The sequence below is a fragment of the Pseudomonas sp. Z1-12 genome (genome assembly GCF_051132015.1).
Taxonomy (GTDB): domain Bacteria; phylum Pseudomonadota; class Gammaproteobacteria; order Pseudomonadales; family Pseudomonadaceae; genus Aquipseudomonas; species Aquipseudomonas zanjanensis.
The window spans coordinates 1,924,990-1,942,791 of the sequence record NZ_CP071647.1 but is presented as its reverse complement, the minus strand read 5'-3'; the positions used below and the strand labels follow the sequence as shown (position 1 = coordinate 1,942,791).

General features: G+C 61.0%; 20 protein-coding genes. 11 read left to right on the top strand and 9 right to left on the bottom strand.

The features are described from left to right. Nucleotides 1-12 precede the first annotated feature (12 nt). The 3 genes from J3P85_RS08720 to J3P85_RS08710 all read left to right on the top strand — a co-directional run bounded on the left by J3P85_RS08720 (nt 13) and on the right by J3P85_RS08710 (nt 2,966). On the top strand, nt 13-1,983 hold the full coding sequence (locus J3P85_RS08720; protein ID WP_434705491.1) for an acetyl/propionyl/methylcrotonyl-CoA carboxylase subunit alpha: 1,971 nt from the start codon (nt 13-15) through the stop codon (nt 1,981-1,983). A gap of 62 nt (nt 1,984-2,045) precedes the next feature. Continuing rightward, a complete protein-coding gene (locus tag J3P85_RS08715) occupies nt 2,046-2,588 on the top strand; it encodes an exonuclease domain-containing protein (protein WP_250962337.1) in 543 nt (180 codons plus the stop codon). Between the two features lie 93 nt (nt 2,589-2,681). Further along, the gene (locus tag J3P85_RS08710; protein WP_014337306.1) at nt 2,682-2,966 is read left to right on the top strand and encodes a pyrimidine/purine nucleoside phosphorylase; all 285 of its coding nucleotides are present in this window, start codon (nt 2,682-2,684) and stop codon (nt 2,964-2,966) included. A gap of 231 nt (nt 2,967-3,197) precedes the next feature. Here J3P85_RS08710 and J3P85_RS08705 read toward each other — a convergent pair whose 3' ends face one another. Next, complete coding sequence (locus tag J3P85_RS08705) at nt 3,198-4,007, bottom strand: MOSC domain-containing protein (RefSeq protein ID WP_434705490.1); 810 nt, start codon at nt 4,005-4,007, stop codon at nt 3,198-3,200. A gap of 71 nt (nt 4,008-4,078) precedes the next feature. After that, nucleotides 4,079-5,002 (bottom strand): chemotaxis protein CheV, encoded by a 924-nt coding sequence (locus J3P85_RS08700; protein ID WP_434705489.1) that lies wholly within the window; start codon nt 5,000-5,002, stop codon nt 4,079-4,081. A gap of 479 nt (nt 5,003-5,481) precedes the next feature. Here J3P85_RS08700 and J3P85_RS08695 point away from each other — a divergent pair, with 479 nt between their 5' ends. The 3 genes from J3P85_RS08695 (at nt 5,482) to J3P85_RS08685 (ending at nt 7,719) form a co-directional block, all read left to right on the top strand. After that, entirely contained in the window at nt 5,482-5,949 is a 468-nt protein-coding gene (locus J3P85_RS08695; RefSeq protein ID WP_250962339.1) for a hypothetical protein, read from the top strand. A gap of 220 nt (nt 5,950-6,169) precedes the next feature. Continuing rightward, a complete protein-coding gene (locus tag J3P85_RS08690) occupies nt 6,170-7,063 on the top strand; it encodes a sensor histidine kinase (RefSeq protein ID WP_434706341.1) in 894 nt (297 codons plus the stop codon). Next, nucleotides 7,060-7,719 (top strand): response regulator, encoded by a 660-nt coding sequence (locus J3P85_RS08685; RefSeq protein WP_434705488.1) that lies wholly within the window; start codon nt 7,060-7,062, stop codon nt 7,717-7,719. The genes J3P85_RS08690 and J3P85_RS08685 overlap by 4 nt, the downstream gene beginning before the upstream one ends. Here J3P85_RS08685 and yegS read toward each other — a convergent pair. Continuing rightward, nucleotides 7,703-8,620, bottom strand: coding sequence for a lipid kinase YegS (gene yegS, locus J3P85_RS08680; protein ID WP_434705487.1), 918 nt, complete (start codon nt 8,618-8,620; stop codon nt 7,703-7,705). The two genes, J3P85_RS08685 and yegS, sit on opposite strands and share 17 nt — an antisense overlap. A 314-nt stretch (nt 8,621-8,934) precedes the next feature. Here yegS and J3P85_RS08675 point away from each other — a divergent pair, with 314 nt between their 5' ends. Further along, the gene (locus J3P85_RS08675) at nt 8,935-9,243 is read left to right on the top strand and encodes a hypothetical protein (protein WP_434705486.1); all 309 of its coding nucleotides are present in this window, start codon (nt 8,935-8,937) and stop codon (nt 9,241-9,243) included. A gap of 59 nt (nt 9,244-9,302) precedes the next feature. On the opposite strand, the gene J3P85_RS08670 is transcribed toward J3P85_RS08675, so the two are convergent. Continuing rightward, nucleotides 9,303-10,490: a molybdopterin molybdotransferase MoeA gene (locus J3P85_RS08670; RefSeq protein ID WP_434706340.1), complete on the bottom strand. Its 1,188-nt coding sequence runs from the start codon at nt 10,488-10,490 to the stop codon at nt 9,303-9,305. Between the two features lie 22 nt (nt 10,491-10,512). After that, complete coding sequence (gene moaB / locus J3P85_RS08665) at nt 10,513-11,052, bottom strand: molybdenum cofactor biosynthesis protein B (protein WP_250962343.1); 540 nt, start codon at nt 11,050-11,052, stop codon at nt 10,513-10,515. A gap of 78 nt (nt 11,053-11,130) precedes the next feature. Here moaB and mobA point away from each other — a divergent pair, with 78 nt between their 5' ends. Beyond that, on the top strand, nt 11,131-11,733 hold the full coding sequence (mobA, locus tag J3P85_RS08660; RefSeq protein WP_434705485.1) for a molybdenum cofactor guanylyltransferase MobA: 603 nt from the start codon (nt 11,131-11,133) through the stop codon (nt 11,731-11,733). A 75-nt stretch (nt 11,734-11,808) separates the two neighbouring features. Beyond that, nucleotides 11,809-12,030, top strand: coding sequence for a YgdI/YgdR family lipoprotein (locus tag J3P85_RS08655; protein WP_003199454.1), 222 nt, complete (start codon nt 11,809-11,811; stop codon nt 12,028-12,030). Between the two features lie 384 nt (nt 12,031-12,414). On the opposite strand, the gene J3P85_RS08650 is transcribed toward J3P85_RS08655, so the two are convergent. The 3 genes from J3P85_RS08650 to J3P85_RS08640 form a co-directional block, all read right to left on the bottom strand. Further along, complete coding sequence (locus tag J3P85_RS08650; RefSeq protein ID WP_434705484.1) at nt 12,415-13,305, bottom strand: pseudouridine synthase; 891 nt, start codon at nt 13,303-13,305, stop codon at nt 12,415-12,417. A gap of 71 nt (nt 13,306-13,376) precedes the next feature. Continuing rightward, complete coding sequence (locus J3P85_RS08645) at nt 13,377-13,697, bottom strand: transcriptional regulator (RefSeq protein ID WP_207964516.1); 321 nt, start codon at nt 13,695-13,697, stop codon at nt 13,377-13,379. 92 nt (nt 13,698-13,789) lie between these two features. Beyond that, on the bottom strand, nt 13,790-14,026 hold the full coding sequence (locus tag J3P85_RS08640; protein WP_434705483.1) for a glutaredoxin family protein: 237 nt from the start codon (nt 14,024-14,026) through the stop codon (nt 13,790-13,792). Nucleotides 14,027-14,214: 188 nt separating this feature from the next. Between J3P85_RS08640 and J3P85_RS08635 the strand changes: the two genes are divergently transcribed. After that, complete coding sequence (locus tag J3P85_RS08635) at nt 14,215-15,927, top strand: cation:proton antiporter (protein WP_434705482.1); 1,713 nt, start codon at nt 14,215-14,217, stop codon at nt 15,925-15,927. Nucleotides 15,928-15,946: 19 nt separating this feature from the next. Here J3P85_RS08635 and J3P85_RS08630 read toward each other — a convergent pair whose 3' ends face one another. Continuing rightward, nucleotides 15,947-17,155 carry an ammonium transporter gene (locus J3P85_RS08630; protein ID WP_434705481.1) on the bottom strand — a complete coding sequence of 403 codons (1,209 nt, stop codon included), beginning with the start codon at nt 17,153-17,155 and terminating at the stop codon, nt 15,947-15,949. A 330-nt stretch (nt 17,156-17,485) separates the two neighbouring features. On the opposite strand from J3P85_RS08630, the gene J3P85_RS08625 reads away from it, so the two are divergent. Next, entirely contained in the window at nt 17,486-17,800 is a 315-nt protein-coding gene (locus J3P85_RS08625; protein ID WP_092166820.1) for a DUF883 family protein, read from the top strand. Nucleotides 17,801-17,802 lie beyond the last annotated feature (2 nt).

The following is a 17,802-nucleotide window of genomic DNA, read 5'->3' as shown; positions in this document are numbered from 1 at the left end:
AGGAATGCTTCCATGCCCACCTTCAGCAAAATCCTCATCGCCAACCGCGGCGAAATCGCCTGTCGCATCCAGCGCACCGCCCAGGCCCTGGGCTACCGCACGGTAGCGGTGTTCAGCGAGGCCGACGCCGATGCGCTGCACGTGCGCATGGCCGATGAAGCCGTGCTGATCGGCCCGGCCCCGGTGCAGCAGTCCTACCTCAATCCCTTGGCCATGCTCGACGCAGCCCGGCGCAGCGGCGCCGACGCGATCCACCCCGGCTACGGCTTTCTTTCGGAAAATGCCGGGTTCGCCCAAGCCTGCGAAGAAGCCGGCATGGTTTTCATCGGCCCCAGCCCCCAGGCCATCGACCTGATGGGCAGCAAACGCCGCGCGAAAATTGCCATGCTTGCAGCCGGTGTTCCCTGCATCGCCGGTTACCAGGGCGCGGCCCAGGACGACGACACGCTGCAACGCGAAGCCGAGCGCATCGGCTATCCGCTGATGATCAAGGCCAGTGCCGGTGGCGGCGGTCGCGGCATGCGCCTGGTCCAGCGCGCCGAAGACATGCTGGAGCAATTGCGCAACGCACGCTCGGAAGCCTTGCATGGTTTTGGCAGCGACGAGTTGATTCTTGAACAGGCGTTGATCGATCCACGGCATGTGGAAGTGCAGATCTTCGGCGACCATCACGGTCAACTGATCCACCTGGGGGAACGGGACTGCTCGATTCAGCGGCGCCACCAGAAAATCATCGAAGAGGCGCCCTGCCCGGTCATGACCGCCGACCTGCGCCGGGCCATGGGCGAGGCGGCACTCAAAGCAGGGCGTGCTGTGAATTACGTCGGTGCCGGGACCGTGGAATTCCTGCTCGCGACGGACGGTCGATTTTACTTTTTGGAGATGAACACGCGCTTGCAGGTCGAACACCCCGTCACCGAGTTGATCACTGGCCTGGACCTGGTGGCCTGGCAGTTGGATGTCGCCGCCGGCAAGCCGCTGCCCTTGGGCCAGGATCAGGTGACGTTTAGCGGCCATGCCCTGCAAGTGCGGCTGTACGCCGAGGACCCGGCGACGGATTTCCTGCCCCAGACCGGGCGGTTGATCGGCTGGGCGCCGCCCATCCGCGACGGCGTGCGGATCGACCATGGCCTGCTGGAGGGCCAAGCCATCACCCCGTTCTACGATTCGATGCTGGGCAAACTCATCGCCCACGGCGCCACCCGCGACGACGCCCGGCGCAAATTGCTCCGGGCGGTGGAAGATTGCGTGCTGCTGGGCGTCCAGAGCAACCAGCGCTTGCTCGCCGGCTTGCTGGCACATCCGCGGTTCATAGACGGCGACTTCGGTACCGGTTTCATCGGTCAGCACTTTGCCAATCATCCCGCACTACTACCCATTGAGCCCTCGACCGAGCAACTGGCCATCGCCACGGCAGCGTTTTATCAGGCCTCGCAGGCACGGCATGCACCCGGCCTGGGCGGGTGGCGCAACAGCGTCGGCACGGCGCTGCATTTTCGGATTGGCGTCGGGGAGCGCGACTGGACGCTGACCCTTGAGGTCGAAACCGACGGGACATTGAACATCCGCAGTGCCGAACGCCTGGTCGAACTGAGGCTGCTTGACGTTGACGCCAATGGCGCGACGCTGATGGTCGATAGGATTCGCCAGCGCCAGGCTTGGCGCCTCGATGGCCACGACCTCTGGCTGTCCACCCGCCCCGGCGGCCTGCACCTGCAAGACCGGACCCTGGCTCCGGTCGCCGCCAAGGCCACCACCAGCGACGGAACGCTCAAGGCGCCCATGGACGGCGCCATTGTCGAGCTGCTGGTCAGCGAAGGCAGCCCGGTGCGCCAGGGCCAACTGCTGATGGTGCTCGAAGCGATGAAAATGGAGCATCCACTCATGGCCGGCGTCGACGGCGTGGTCAGGCAATTGCAGGTCAAGCGGGGTGACCAAGTGAAAAACCGTCAGGTTTTGTTGCGTGTCGAAACAGCCCACTAGTCGGATGCCCGGGGTTTGACTACGCTCAAACCCATCAGCACGCCGATACCGGGAACCCTGCGATGCCTCACTGGCTGGTGATTGATCTGGAGGCCACCACCGATGAGGGTGGCTGGCCGGTAACCGAAATGGAAATTATCGAAATCGGCGCCACGCTGGTGAATCGTGACGGCCGCGAAGTGGATCATTTCCAGCGCTTCGTGCGGCCCCTGAGACGCCCGCTGCTCACGCCTTTCTGTCGCGAACTGACCCATATCACCCAGGCCAATATCGACAGCGCCGAGCCCTTGACTGAAGTCTGGCCGGCGTTCGAGCGCTGGCTGGCGCCGTATCATCCGAAGCTGGAAAGCTGGGTCAGTTGGGGCGACTACGACCGCAAGCAACTGCTGCAGGAATGGCAGCAACAGCAGTTACACAGTGTCCTCGGCCAAGTGCCGCACATGAACCTCAAGCAACGCTTCGCCAAGGCCCGTCGGCTGGAACGACCGCTGGGGCTCAATGGCGCACTGCAACTGGCGGGCCTGCAATTCTGTGGTCAACAGCACCGAGCCCTGGAAGATGCCCGCAATACCGCGCGGTTGTTGCCCTTGGTGCTGCCGGGTTGAGCGGTGTCCGCCGCCCGGCGCGGCAGATGACGAACGCTACAGCCTTGTGCATACTGGCCGGCCTTTTTCAGCCCCTTTTTCGAGGAATCGCCCATGTTCAAAGTCAACGAGTACTTCGACGGCACCGTCAAGTCGATCGCTTTTGGCACTGCCGAAGGCCCAGCGACCATCGGCGTCATGGCTCCGGGCGAATATGAGTTCGGCACGGCCCAACGGGAAATCATGCACGTCGTCTCCGGTGCCCTGACCGTGAAGCTGCCCGACAGCACCGACTGGGAAACCTTCGAGGCCGGCAGCCAGTTCAATGTACCGGCCAACAGCAAGTTCCAGCTCAAAGTGGCTGTCGACACTGCGTACCTGTGTGAGTACCGCGGCTAAGCCGACGAACCACCAGAGATGCTCCCCTTTTGGGGACATGGTTAACCCTGTGGCGAGGGAGCTTGCTCCCGCTGGACGCGCCAGCGTCCCCTACGATGTGATGACTGAAATGCGGGGGCCGCTTCGCAGCCCAGCGGGAGCAAGCTCCCTCGCCACAAAAGCTAAAGCGGTTGCGTGATAAACAAAAATGCCCGTGTCCAATGACACAGGCATTTTTATTCACGGTGCTTTTTACTCAAGCACCTCAACCGGCATGCCGACTTCAAGCCGACCGTTGCTGTCGTTGACCAGGTTCTGGCCGAACATCGCGCCGTCCGGTGTCGAACGGTATTGCTGCAGCGTGGCAAAGGGTTCGCGATTCGGATCGCGCTCGCCGGTTTGCGGATCGACCGTGGTCATGATGCACCGCGAGCAAGGCTTGACCAGCCGGAACTCCACCTCGCCGATACGAATGCGCTTCCACCCGTCCTCGGCAAACGCTTCGCTGCCCTCGACCACCAGGTTGGGACGAAAGCGCAACATGTCCAGCGAACGACCGACCCGACTCGACAGGTCCTGCAACGAGGCCTGGCCAATCAGCAGCAAGGGGAAACCATCGGCAAAGGCGACCTTGTCGTCGTCCTTGCCATAACCGGCTGCGGTGGTGCGCGCCAGCTCCACCGGCACATGCACCAGCCGCGTAGGGTTGCCGATGAATTCACTGACCCAGGCCGCGGCCTCGTCACCGGCATCCGGCACACGCAAGGTGTCACGCCAGATGATCACACCGCGCCGCTGCTCTTCCTGGGTAGGTGGCAACGACACGTCGATGGCACCATGGCCAGGCGCACTGAGCGTCAGCCCCCCCGCCTCGTTCCACAAGGCCGAAAGCTGGCTCATCTTCGCCACGGCGCGCTGGGTCAGGAATCGCCCCGTGCCCTCGTCCACCAGCATCCAGCGCCGATCGCCGTCCAGCCCGAGCTTGTCCAGGCCGATTTCCGACAGGGGCTGGCCCTTGCCGGACTTCAACGGATACCGATACAGCGCGCTCAGCCGCAACATGCTCAACTTCCCCGGGGGCAAAAAAATGCCACCTTATACGAGCCGGCCATTGAAGCAAACCACCATCGGTTTCAGTCGAGCATCAACCGCTGGCGCACGACATCGACCAGCTTGTCCGGCTGGAATTTGGAAAGAAAGTTGTCGCAGCCGACCTTCTTGACCATCGAGTCGTTGAAGCTGCCCGACAGCGAGGTGTGCAGTACGACATAGAGCTTGCGCAAACGCGGGTCGTTACGGATTTCGGTGGTCAGGCGGTAGCCGTCCATTTCCGGCATTTCCGCGTCGGTGAAGATCATCAGCAATTTATCGGTCATGACCTCGCCGGTATCGGCCCAGGCCTTGAGCATGTTCAGCGCCTTCAGGCCGTCGCTGGCAATGTGCATTTTCACGCCCAGTTGACCCAAGGTGTCGCGCAGTTGCGAGAGCGCCACATTGGAGTCGTCCACCAGCAACACTTCGCGGCCACGGGCGCGCTCCAGCACCGGGTCTTCGAGTTTGTCCCGGGAGACCTTGGCGTTGTACGGCACGATTTCGGCCAGGACTTTTTCCACGTCGATGATTTCCACCAACTGATCGTCCACCTTGCTGATGGCCGTCAGGTAGTGCTCGCGGCCGGCACTGGTCGGCGGCGGCAGGATGGCTTCCCAGTTCATGTTGACGATGCGGTCGACGCCGCCCACCAGGAATGCCTGCACCGAACGGTTGTATTCGGTCACGATAATGGTGCTGTTGGCGCCCGGCACCAACGGGCGCATGCCAATGGCCTGGGACAGGTCGATCACCGGCAGCGTCTGGCCACGCAGATTGACCACACCGCACACGAACGGGTGACGTTGCGGCATCAACGTCAGCTTCGGCAGTTGCAGGACTTCCTGGACCTTGAACACGTTAATGGCGAAAAGCTGTCGACCCGCCAGGCGAAACATGAGAATTTCCAGGCGATTCTCACCCACCAGTTGGGTTCGTTGATCTACTGTGTCGAGAATGCCGGCCATCGATGACTCCTGGGCTTGTTCGGATGAATCCAATAAAACAGCTATCGGCGGCACGAGCCGAATCTTGACCCCAGATAAAATACAGCGCGGGGAATTGATATCACATTAACATCATGTTTTACTGGCTTCACGATTTCATCCCCCGCTTTTCCCGCTGCGCGACCCCGGTTTGCGCACTAAGTTCCCCTGCCTAAGGGATTCCCCTAGGTACAATCAGGTCCAACCTGATATTCCCGCTTTCCAATAGCCATTAATGTGACGCCATTCTCATTGCTGAACGGAGTCAGGCTTTTGTGCGCGACCACAGGACATCGGACCTGCTGCCTTTCGGCCGATCCCATCCGTGCAATCGTTTGCGAACTCGCCATCGCGCAACGGCGCGGGCGTGTCGCCGCGCGTCCGTCCGCGGTCGTCCTTGAGATCCAGCCGTTCGCCATACGCGGTTTCCTTTCGCCTGACATGATGTTGTGGAGATAAGCATGCCGAACGATCGTAGAAACTGGAATCAACGTCTTCCCGAATTTCTGATCGAGGCCGAGACGCTGCTGGCCAAGTCGGAGGAATGCCTGAGCCATCTGCAATTGATCAACAACGACAAGGACGCCATCGATTGCATGCTCAGCACCTTGCTGAAGCTGTCGAACAAAGCCAATGCCCTGGCGCTGGAAGCCGTTTCGGAGTTTTCCATGCACATCCATGGTTTGCTCAGCCACGCGCAAAACATGGAATTACATGACCAGGCCTTGGAAGCCTTGAAGGATTGCTTCACCCTGATGGCCTGGCAATTGGAGCTGGTCGATCACACCACCGGCCAGTTGGGTCTGGACAGCAGCGAGCAGACCTCCTTGATCGAGGCATTCGCTTTCCAGGTAGGCCAAAGTCCCGGCCAGGCATTGGCCGCGTCACGCCCGTTGGCGTTGGTGTCCTACCCCCAGAAACAAGCCTGATCTGATGGCAATTAGCCTGCGCTTTAGCCCGTTCACGGCACCATGCCGAGCGCGACCCGCGATAGGCGAAGTGGTACTATCTCCTGCGTCAGCCACTTCAAGACAGCGCCGTAAAAGCCGCCGACCGAAGCTGCCTTCGACCTGAAACGTTTACCCGACCCGGCTTGTCAGATGCGCTGACCGGCCTGCCCGCAGCGAACATTCATTGGCTCCATCCGCTATGCACGCCAGCCTCAAGTCATTTATCACCTGGCCTCCTTCCCGAGATAACGCCCGTCGCTTCACATTACTACTGTGCATCTGCTCGACCCTCGGCTGCCTGCTGGCCTACCTGTACGCCCACACGGTGCCGCTGGGCCTGCTGGCCCTGAACGTCGCGGCCTTGAGCTGTGTCTGGATCCACCATCGATTGTCGCGCAAGTCCATCAAGTTCCAGCCCCAGGAGCTGGCCGACCGGCTGCTGGAGGTCCAGGAGAATGAGCGCCATCGGCTCAGCCGTGAATTGCATGACGACATTGGCCAGTTGCTGACCGCAGCGAAACTGCAAGGCGAATGGCTCAAGCGGCGGATGCCGGAAGAATTGCAAGACCAGTGCGCACTCCTGTGCGAGACCCTGGACGAAACCCTCCACAAGGTCCGTGATGTATCGGCGATCCTCAATCCGCGGGAACTGACCAGTCTCGGACTTGAAGCCAGTCTGCGGGCGCATCTGCTCAAGACCCTGGCCAACGTCCCGGTGAAGTGGAGCCTCGATTGCCAGCAGCGCATGACGGGCATCCCGGAGGAGATGTCGGTGGCGGTGTTCAGGATCACCCAGGAAGCGGTCACCAATATCTTGCGCCATGCCCGGGCGACAAATCTGCTGGTACGCCTGCAACGCTTGCCCGACGGCCTGACCCTGCTGATCAGCGACGATGGCCTGGGTTTTGCGCCCGCCAGCCACCCCGCTCGCGAAGGTCAACGGGGCATGGCCGGCATGTCGGAGCGGGTCGAACAATTAGGCGGCACCCTCAAGGTCATCAGCGAGGCCGGCAAAGGCACGCACATCGAAGCACGCTTTCCCTGGGCGCCGCGTGCCCTGGAACGAGCCAGTAAGAATAAGGTTCTCCTTTGATTTGTAATTTGCTTCTGGTAGATGACCACTCCCTGATCAGGGCCGGCGTACGAGCCCTGGTCATGGATATCCCAGGTTATGCCGTGATCGGCGAAGCCAATGACGGCACGCATTTGGCGGAGTTGGTGGAGCGACTGAACCCCGACATCGTGCTGCTGGACATTTCCATGAAGGACACCAGTGGCCTGGACGCCTTGCAGCAGCTCAAGCGAATGCGCCCCCACAGCAAGGTGCTCATCCTGTCGATGCACACGGATCCGGCGCTGATCATGCAGGCGCTGGAATACGGAGCCCATGGCTATCTGCTCAAGGACACCACCGCCACGGAGCTGAAACACGCCCTGGAGGCGCTGCGCAACAACGAACGCTACCTGAGCCCGGCCATCGCCCATACCGTGATCAACCAGGCGCTGACCCGTGTCCAGAAACATCAGCCGGACCCAGCCCAGACCCATAACCTGACCGCACGCCAGTTGGAGATCCTGCGGCTGATCGTGCGCGGCAAGTCCACCCGGGAAATCGCCAACGGCCTGAACCTGAGCATCAAGACCGTGGAAACCCACCGGGCGCAAATCATGAAGCGCCTACAGATCCATGACGTGGCCGGCCTTGTGCTGTTCGCGGTGCGCGAGCAAATCATCAGCCTGGACGATTGAGCGCCGTCGCGCCGCCCAACAGCGGCGAATCGGACGGCAGGTGCAGCCGCAACGCCTTTGGGCGGACAGTGAAGCGCAGGGTATCGACCTGCAACGGCTCGCCATCGAGATTGATGTCCAGGCCTTGCGCGACCTTGATCTCCACCCAGGGCAAGCGCGCGCGGACAAACATGTTGTCGATGCCCAGGCCGCCCGCGAGCAAGTCCTTCAAGGTACTGACCACTTCCTGGGGCGCCGGCAGGATGCTGATGTCCAGCAATCCATCATCCGCCAACGCCTCCGGGCACAGCACATGGCCTCCCCCCGCCTGCCGGCCGTTACCGATGCCCAGCGCGAGCAAATCGCCCTGCCAGTGGAAATCGGGCCCCTGCAGCTCACCATAGGCGGCACTCAGCTCACTGAATCGCGACAGGCCCGTGAACAGATAGGCAGCGCCGCCCAGGACCTTCTTGAGGTCCTCGGAGGTGTTCGCCGTCACCTGGCTGCCGAAACCACCGGTGGCCATGTTCAGGAAAATCCGCCCGCCGACTTCGCCCACGTCAACGGCCCGCGGCACAACGTCCAATAAATCCATGGCTTGCGCAGGTTCCAACGGCACACCGGCCGCCCGGGCGAAATCGTTGGCCGTGCCCAGCGGCAACAGGACCAGGCTGGCATCGCTGGACTTGTGAGCGATCGCTTCGGCGATATCACGCAAGGTCCCATCACCGCCGCCAGCGATCAGTCGCGTATACCCGGCAGCCAGCGCCTCATCGACCCAGCGCTGGGCATCACCGGCTTCCCAGGTCAACCGTACCGCCAGGTCCCAGCCCTGCTCGCGCTTGAGCATCACGGCCGAGCGAACCTCTTCGTTGAGCGCTTGCTTGCCATGCAAAATCAACAGCGCCTTGCCTTTGCTCATCGTGGTCTCCGTCATTGGAAGGTTCAGGCATGGGACCGCTCATTCAAGCGAAAAAGCCCAGTGCACCTCATTATTTTAAAAGCGCAGGACGGCTCGTCCGATCACATGCCCTGATTCGAAGAGTTTTCTTACAAGATCTGGCGAATCAGCTCAATTGACCCTCTAGCGGTATTGAGACACCTTGGGTTCATGTTTTGCTGGATCGCTTAAACCTCATCACACAAGGAAGCATGCTCCCATGGATGGATACGTTACGGCCCGCAAGGGCCGGATCACTCGCTCGAACAGTTATGGCCAAGGGGATGGACCGTCCCATGCATAACCGTGAATACAAGCTGTCTCCCCGGCAGCTCGCGTCCTCTGGAAGCGGGCGGGCCGATACTCGAAACGAATGCAAAAGTTGCAGTAATCCCGTTGGAGGAATTGATTTGGAACCGCGCGTCGTTGAACTGGAAACCCACCTCAAATACATCCGCAAAGACATGGATGAAATTCGCACCGACGTCAAGGTGATCCGCCACAGGCTGGCCTATTCGGCTGGCGCCGCGGCGGTGGTGCTCGGCCTGCTGGGCTGGGTCGCCAACAACCGATTCGATCAGCTGGTGATGCTGCTCACGCGATAAGGTGAGGCGCGCAACGGCCCGAGCGTCCCACTCGGGCCGGAGAACACCTGGTAGGCATGCTAGCCCAGGACTTCGCTCAAGGGGATGAAGCCCACTTCGTCACCCTCCACCAGCGTCTGTCCTTCGAGCACTTCGACCAATCCTTCGGCCCAGGCCGCGCTGCGCAGGACCCCCGAGTTCTGATTCCGGTAGATGACCGCTCGACCATTCTCCATGCGGCCTCGCAGGTATTCTCGGCGACTGCCCGCCTTCAGCCAGGCGAAACCGGCCGGCACCTTGAACTTGAGCGGCGTCACCGACTGAACGCCTTGGCGTCTCAACAGGTAAGGCCTTGCCAGCTGTGCGAACGTCACGAGGGTCGACGCGGGATTTCCAGGCAGACCTATGACCGGCACGCCACGGTAATGCCCGAACGTCAGCGGCTTACCTGGCTTGATGGCGAGCTTCCACAATGCCAGCTCACCGTCCTCACGCAAGGCGATGCCGAGGAAGTCCGCTTCCCCCACCGAGACACCACCGGTGGACAGGATCAGATCGACATCCGACAACTGCGCCAGGCGCTCGCGGGTGGCCGGTAAATCGTCGGGCAGGATACCGGCATCAAGCACCTCACAACCCAGGCGTTGTAGCCAACCACACAGCAGCACGCGGTTACTGTTATAGATCTGACCAGGCCCCAGTGCCTGGCCGGGCTCGACCAGCTCATCACCCGTGGACAGAACGGCGACGCGGACCTTGCGCACCACGTCCAGCGATGCACAGCCCAAGGATGCCGCCAAGCCCAGCTCGATCGGCCCCAGGCGAGTGCCGGCAGAGAGGACCTGCTCGCCAACGGTTGCCTCCTGTCCTTGAGGACGAATGTTCTGTCCATTGACCATGGGCTCGGTAAACCGCACCCGCTGGTCGCTTTCAACCACGGCGTTTTCCTGCATCTCGACGCAATCAGCGCCAGCAGGGACTGGTGCCCCCGTGAAGATCCGCGCGCACGTGCCAGCGGCCAGCGGCTCCGGCGCCTGCCCGGCAAAAATCCGCTGGCTGACCACCAACGGCTCGCCGTTCCAGTCCGCCAGTCGCAAGGCATAACCGTCCATGGCGCTGTTGGGCCATGGCGGCAAGTCAAGGGTCGATACCAGGTCCTCGGCCAGCACTCGCCCTGATGCCTCGGCCAAAGGCAAACGCTCGCGCTGCACAATCGGTGTGCTCGCCGCCATCTCGAGCAGCCGTTCCAACGCCACCTCAACGGCCATCAAGGCGCCGGCCTTGCCCGCTTTACCCACGGGATTCACAAGGGGCTGCCTGTTTCAAATGAGCCACAAAGTTACATGGCCGATGCCGCACATCCAATTGTTCGGCCAGGATCCCATCCCATCCGGTACGCACCGCGTTGGTCGACCCTGGCAGGCAACATACCAGCGTGCCATTGGCCAGGCCGGCCAGCGCGCGGGACTGCACAGTGGAAGTACCGATGTCGGCCACGGATATCTGCCGGAACAACTCGCCAAAGCCATCGACCTGCTTGTCCAGCAAGCACGTGACGGCTTCCGGCGTACTGTCACGCCCCGTGAAACCGGTGCCGCCGGTGATCAGCACGACTTGCACCACGTCCTCGGCAATCCAGGTCGCGACTTGTGCACGGATCTTGTACAAATCATCTTTGAGCAGGACCCGTGCCGCCAGGTTGTGACCCGCCTCCGTGAGCCGATCGACGAAGACCTGCCCGGACGTATCGGTTTCCAGGGTACGGGTGTCGCTGACTGTCAGCACCGCGATATTGAGCGGCACGAAAGGTACATCAGCCTTGGCTTTCATAGGCTCGTCCAGTTGTGAAGGAAACAGCCCGGTGTTATATCACAGCGCTTCATTTTTTCGCCCGTGCGGAGACACGCCATGACCTCGGAAACGCCACTGCCATCCTGCTCCATTCTGCTCCTGGCGGGCGGGCGCGGACAACGCATGGGCGGCCAGGACAAAGGGCTGGTGCAATGGCAAGGCGAACCGCTGATTGCCCACCTCCATCGCCAGACCCGCGCCATGAGCGATGACCTGATCATTTCCTGCAACCGCAATGCGCAACGTTATGCGCCGTATGCCGATCAGTTGGTGCACGATGAGGAAGGTGATTTTCCCGGGCCATTGGCGGGCATCCGCGCAGGTCTCAAGGCCGCGAGATACCCCTACCTCTTGGTCCTGCCATGCGACGTGCCGCAAATCGACGCAAGCCTGCTCGACAATATGCGCAGGACGGCCAGCCGGCACCCCGACCAACCGTTGATGGTGCGCCACGGCGAGCATTGGGAACCGCTGCTGTGCGTCATCCCGTTGACCCTGGCAACACGCTTCGAACAGGCCTGGAGCGAAGGCGAACGCAGCCCCGGCCGCATCATGCGCGCGCTGCACGCCGTTGCCTTGCAATGCCCTGCCGATGATCCGCGACTGGCCAATCTGAACACCCCGGAACTACTGGCTCGACATAAAGGCGTGTCAGATTGACACTAGCCAGGAACTTGCGCGCAATGTATACGTCTGAAGGTCAGTAACTTGAAGAATCCATTTCGGAGAAACACCATGACACAACGGACCCTCGCCACGTTCATGCTCGCTCTGGGCCTCGCCACCCTTGCCGGGTGCGCTTCGCCAACAGTGATCACCTTGAATGACGGTCGCGAAATCCAGGCCGTCGACACCCCACATTACGATGAAGAAAGCGGCTTCTACGAATTCGAACAACTGGATGGCAAGCAGACTCGCGTGAACAAGGATCAGGTTCGTACCGTTAAGGATTTGTAATCTGTAACGCTGCTGCCCGATGTTGCTAAAAACCGGCGCTTCCTGAAGAGGGAAGCGCCGGTTTTTTTTGGGCTTGGTTTTGGTTTTTTGGATAGCCGACCTGGTTCTTGGTGAGGCCAAGTTTCCCCTGTGGGAGCGGGCTTGCTCGAGAAAGCGGTGTGTCAGTTTGCGGTGATGTTGGATGGGCCGGCCTCTTCGCGAGCAAGCTCGCTCCCACAGGTTTGGCGGTGCACATGGGCTTTGGGTCTGCTGAAAATCCAATGTGGGAGCGAGCTTGCTCGCGATAGCGGTGGCTCGGCCACATAGATACCAGCATGTGCCCTGCTCTTGCTCTCCTAACGAAAAAATCAAAACCTCACACAGTAATAGCGGGTTCTAAACCAACTACCACTGCAACGAAATACCACTCTCGAACACCCGCTCCCAACCACTCACCGGATCAACAAAACGCAACCCCTGAGCCAGCAACTTCAAAGGATTGGCATAATCATCCTCAACATCCCGAAGCACATCCGGATAAAACGGATCATTGCAGATCCCCGCCCCAAGGGCATTCATGTGAACCCGCAATTGATGCTTCTTACCCGTAACCGGATACAAGCCATAACGCCACAACTCACCATTCCTTTCCAACACCTCAATGGCCGTTTCGGTATTGGGCTCACCCTGCCCTTCCTGCATCCGGAAGAACGGTTCGCCATCAATCATCCGGCTTTTATGCACCAGAGGAAAATTCAACCCAGGCAACGCACGGGCGATGGCTTGGTAGCGTTTCTCGATTCGCCGTGTCGGGAACAATGACTGATACGCCGAACGGGTTTGCGGGTTGGCCGAAAACAACACCAGCCCGGCCGTATGCCGATCGATGCGGTGCAGGGGCACCAGATGCGGATTGTCCAGCCGCCGGATCAACCGTCGCAACAAGGTTTGCTCGACATACTCGCCCGCCGGAGTGACCGGCAGGAAATGCGGTTTGTCTGCCACCACCAGGTGCTCGTCGGCGTACAGGATCGACTCCACCACCGGGATCGGTTTCTCGTCGGGTACTTCCCGGAAGTAGTGGATGCGCAAGCCTTCGCGGTACGGCAAGTCGACAGGAATCACCTTGCCCTCCCCGTCCAATACCCGGCCCCGGGCGATCCGGTCCAGCCACTGTTCACGACTGATGGCGCTGAAATGCTCGCATAGACATTCCAGCACCGTCGACCAGGAACCGGGCGGCAGGTACAACGTACTGGCCTGATGATGAGCGGCGGAAAACGATGAACCGGACATTAAAAACTCTTGGATATTTGGCATGCCGGCATTATCCGACAGTCGCCCCAGCCAGCCCAGCGATGATTGCTTTACGCCGTGGCCGACGTCGGTTTTGCCGCCGCTTCGGTGAACTCTTTCAACCAGCGCAGTACGTCCACCGCCTCCCAGCGACCCGGATCGTAGAGCGCGTACAGCAAGCCCTGGTAACCCACCACATCCAGCTGCTTGTGATAGCCGGCACGCTGGAACAACGCTTCGATTTCGGCGAAGCAGGTATTGAAATGCAGTTTATTGAAGGGTGTCTTGCCTTCGGTCACCAAGCCATCCAGGCGCAACTCCAGGACCGCCTCACGCACAACGTCCGCGGACATCCTGTTTACGCTGCTTTTCAGTTGTTCGACATTGACCAAGGGGGAGCACTCCAAGTAGCTGTATGCACATACAGTAACCGAAGCACGCCACTTTCGCCAATCACAGTGTCAGGAACTGACGAACGAGCCGTTCAACGGAGGAATGCCACGATCTGGTCGGTATCGAAGGGCCAGTCCAGCTCGGCACCGGTATCCAGCCTGCGCAGCACGGGAATCCGCAGCCCATAGTCCTCCACCCAGTCTTCACGTTCTGCAATGTCCACCAATTCCACCAACAATCCATGTTCAACCAAAGGCATCAGTTCAGCTTCGGCGAATTCGCAAAGATGGCATCCCAGGGTACCGAACAATTGGCATTCAGGAGGCATGGCGGGTAGACCCAAAAAAGATAGACGGTCATTCTAGGCTCGCCTCGGAAAACCGTCGAGTCGCTGGCTCGCTTCAGGGTGTTTCGGTAAAACGCTGATGCAAATCACTGAACGCAAATGCTTTTCCAGCGACGCTTGTCGCGTTTTCCCTTCTACGCTGTGCGTTGTGCCTTGAAACGGAGTTCCCCTTGTTTGCCAACCTGCTGATCATCCTCGCCTCGTCCCTGGTGGTCATCGCCCTGTTCAGGCGGCTGCGCCTGCCACCGGTGCTGGGTTATCTCTGCGTCGGGCTGGCGGTCGGCCCTACCGCGCTGGACTGGGTCAACGACAGCGAAGAATTGCCAGACCTGGCCGAGCTTGGGGTGGTATTCCTGCTGTTCTCGTTGGGCCTGGAATTTTCCCTGTCGAAAATGCTCGAACTGCGCCGGGTCGTGTTCGGCCTGGGCAGTCTGCAGGTGCTGTGCTCGGGGGCGCTGCTGGCGGGATTGCTGGCTGTGTGCGGCGCGCCAGCGATCGCCGCGTTGCTGCTCGGGGCCGGGCTGGCCTTGTCCTCCACCGCCATTGTCAGCAAGGAGTTGACCAGCCTGGGCGAGATCTTCAGCAGCCACGGCCAGAACGCCATCGGTGTGTTGTTATTCCAGGACGTTGTCGCGGTGCTGCTGTTGACCCTGGTGCCGGTCTTCGCCGGCAGCAGCGAGCACCCGTGGTATTGGGCGCTGCCCCTGACCCTGGGCAAGACCCTGGTGCTGTTCGGCGGCCTGCTGCTGGCCAGCCGATTGCTGCTGCCACGGCTGTTCCATGAAGTGGCGGCGTCCCGGTCCGCGGAACTGTTCGTGCTGCTGGCCCTGGTGATTGTGCTGCTGACGGCATGGCTGACCCACCTGCTCGGATTATCGCCGGCCCTGGGTGCCTTCCTGGCGGGCATGCTGCTAGGGGAAAGCCATTACCGGCATCAGATCGAGGCCGATATACGCCCGTTCCGTGACATCCTGCTGGGGCTGTTTTTCGTCAGCATCGGCATGCTGATCGACCTGCAGCTGTTTCTCGATGACGGCCTGTTGATCCTGGGATTGACCCTCGGCTTGATGCTCATCAAGGGCTGCGTGGTCGCCGTCCTGGTGAAATGGCGCGGCAGCGACGGTGAAACCGCCTGGCGCAGCGGCCTGGCCCTGGCCCAGGGCGGCGAATTCTGTTTTGCCTTGATGGCGCTGATGCAGCAGAACCGACTCATGCCCGCCGACATCAGCGGCCTGCTGCTGGCTGCGACGTTCTGCTCGATGCTGCTGACCCCGTTACTGCTGCGCGCGGCGCCACGCATCGCCGCACGCCTGCATCGCAAACCCAACGAAGAGGCACAACTGGACCAGATCAGCGCACTCAATGCCGGCTTGTCGAATCATGTGGTGATTTGCGGCTACGGACGCGTCGGCCAGTCCATCGGACGCTTCCTGCGTCGCGAAGGCCAGGCGTTCGTCGCCCTGGATGACGACCCGGTGATCATCCAGGAGGCCACCGTCGGGGAGAACTGCGTGCATTATGGCGATTCGCGACGAGGGGACCTGCTCGCCGCCGTTGGCTTGAACCGCGCCCAGCTGCTGGTGATCGCGGTGGACAAGACCGACATCGCCATCACCGTGCTCCAGGCGGCCCGGCGGATCAACCAACAGGTACCGATTCTGGTGCGCACCCGTGACGACAGCCAACTGGCCGAGTTGCAGGCGGCCGGGGCCAGCGAAGTGGTCCCCGAGCTGTTGGAGTCGAGCCTGATGCTGGCGTCCCACGCCTTGATCATGCTCGGCCTGCCTGAACAGCAGGTCCGGCATCACGTGGATCAGGTCCGCCACGACCGCTACCGCCTGCTCCACGGTTTTTACCCTGGCAACCAGGACAAGGAGCCTTAAGCGACCACTCATGCAGCGATCAGTCCTGGCTAACCGCGCCGATCTTGTGAATCGACAGGTCGGCGCCGTAATACTCTTCTTCCTGGGTCAGGCGCAGCCCCAGCACAACCTTGATGGCGCCATAGACCGCGAACCCACCGGCCAGGGCGATGACCACACCCAGCGCCGTGCCGATCAACTGGCTGATCAGGCTGACCCCACCCAGGCCGCCCAAGGCACGCTGGCCAAAGACGCCACAGGCAATGCCGCCCCAGACACCGCACAGCCCGTGCAGCGGCCAGACGCCGAGTACATCGTCGATCTTCCATTTGCCCTGGGCAGCCGTGAAGCACCAGACAAACAAGGCACCGGCAATGGCACCGGTGGCCAGCGCACCCACCGGGTGCATCAGGTCGGAACCGGCGCAGACGGCCACGAGCCCGGCCAGCGGGCCGTTGTGCAGGAAACCTGGGTCATTGCGCCCGACAATCAATGCCGCCACGGTCCCCCCCACCATCGCCATCAACGAATTGATCGCGACCAGCCCGCTTACCCCTGGCAAGGTCTGGGCACTCATCACGTTGAAGCCGAACCAGCCGACAATCAGGATCCACGAGCCCAGGGCCAGGAATGGAATGCTCGAAGGCGCGAACGCCACCAGGCGACCGTCCCGGTAGCGGCCATTACGCGGGCCGAGCAGGAGCACGGCGGCCAGCGCGAGCCAGCCACCCATGGCATGCACCACCACGGAACCGGCGAAGTCATGGAAACTGGCACCGAACCGGGCTTGCAGCCAGGCCTGCAGGCCGAAATTGCCGTTCCAGACCAAACCTTCGAAAAACGGATAGACAAACGCCACGATCAGCACCGTGGCGCACAACTGCGGGGTGAACCGCGCGCGCTCGGCAATACCGCCGGAAATGATGGCCGGGATCGCCGCAGCAAAGGTCAGCAGGAAGAAGAACTTCACCAGGCTATAGCCATGATCGGCACTGAGCACCGCTGCCGGTTGCAGGAAGGTCACGCCGTAGGAAATCCAATAGCCGACAAAGAAATAGGCCAGGGTCGAGACCGCAAAATCGCTGAGGATTTTCGACAGCGCATTGACCTGGTTCTTTTGCCGGACCGTTCCCACTTCAAGGAACGCGAAGCCGGCATGCATGGCCAGGACCATGACCGCGCCGAGCAGGATGAACAGCGTGTTGGAGCTGTGGACCAGACTGTCCACGGCACTTTGCATATTTTCCATGGTGTTGGCAGACCTGAAAAAGTTGAAAAAAGCACCAAGCCGGTTCGCTCACCTCACAAACGCACCAAGTTGAAACGGGACAATGACCGAATGCAGGCCGGTGAACCGCTTTGGTGCGCCAGAATGGGCAAAACGAAGCCCCGCTTCGCGGGTTTTAATTATTTGGGTTAAGGTTTTGCGGGCTTGCGCCCAGCTTCAGCGCACTGGCACGGGCTGATGCACCAGTACATGGCGCAAGCCTGAGCAAAAGTTGTACCAGCCACTTGCACTGAACCTTCCGGCAAGGCTCATACTCGAACGCTTCAGACGTCACTTACGGAGATTCACCCGATGGCCAGAACCCAGGCAAAGACTGCTCAAGAAATCCTGATGGAAGACTTCCAGACGCTGGTCAGCGACACGGAGCGCTTGCTCGATCACACCGCGACGCTGGCAGGCGATCAAGCCGATGCACTACGCAGCCAGATCCACGAAACCCTCCTGCGCGCCCGCGAAACACTCAAGCTGACCGAAGACTCCATGCGCGAACGCGGCCAGGCTGCGGTCGTCGCCACCGAGGAATATGTACAGGCCAACCCTTGGCAATCGGTGGGCATCGCCGCGGGCGTTGGTTTTCTGATCGGTCTGTTGGCAACACGGCGCTGATC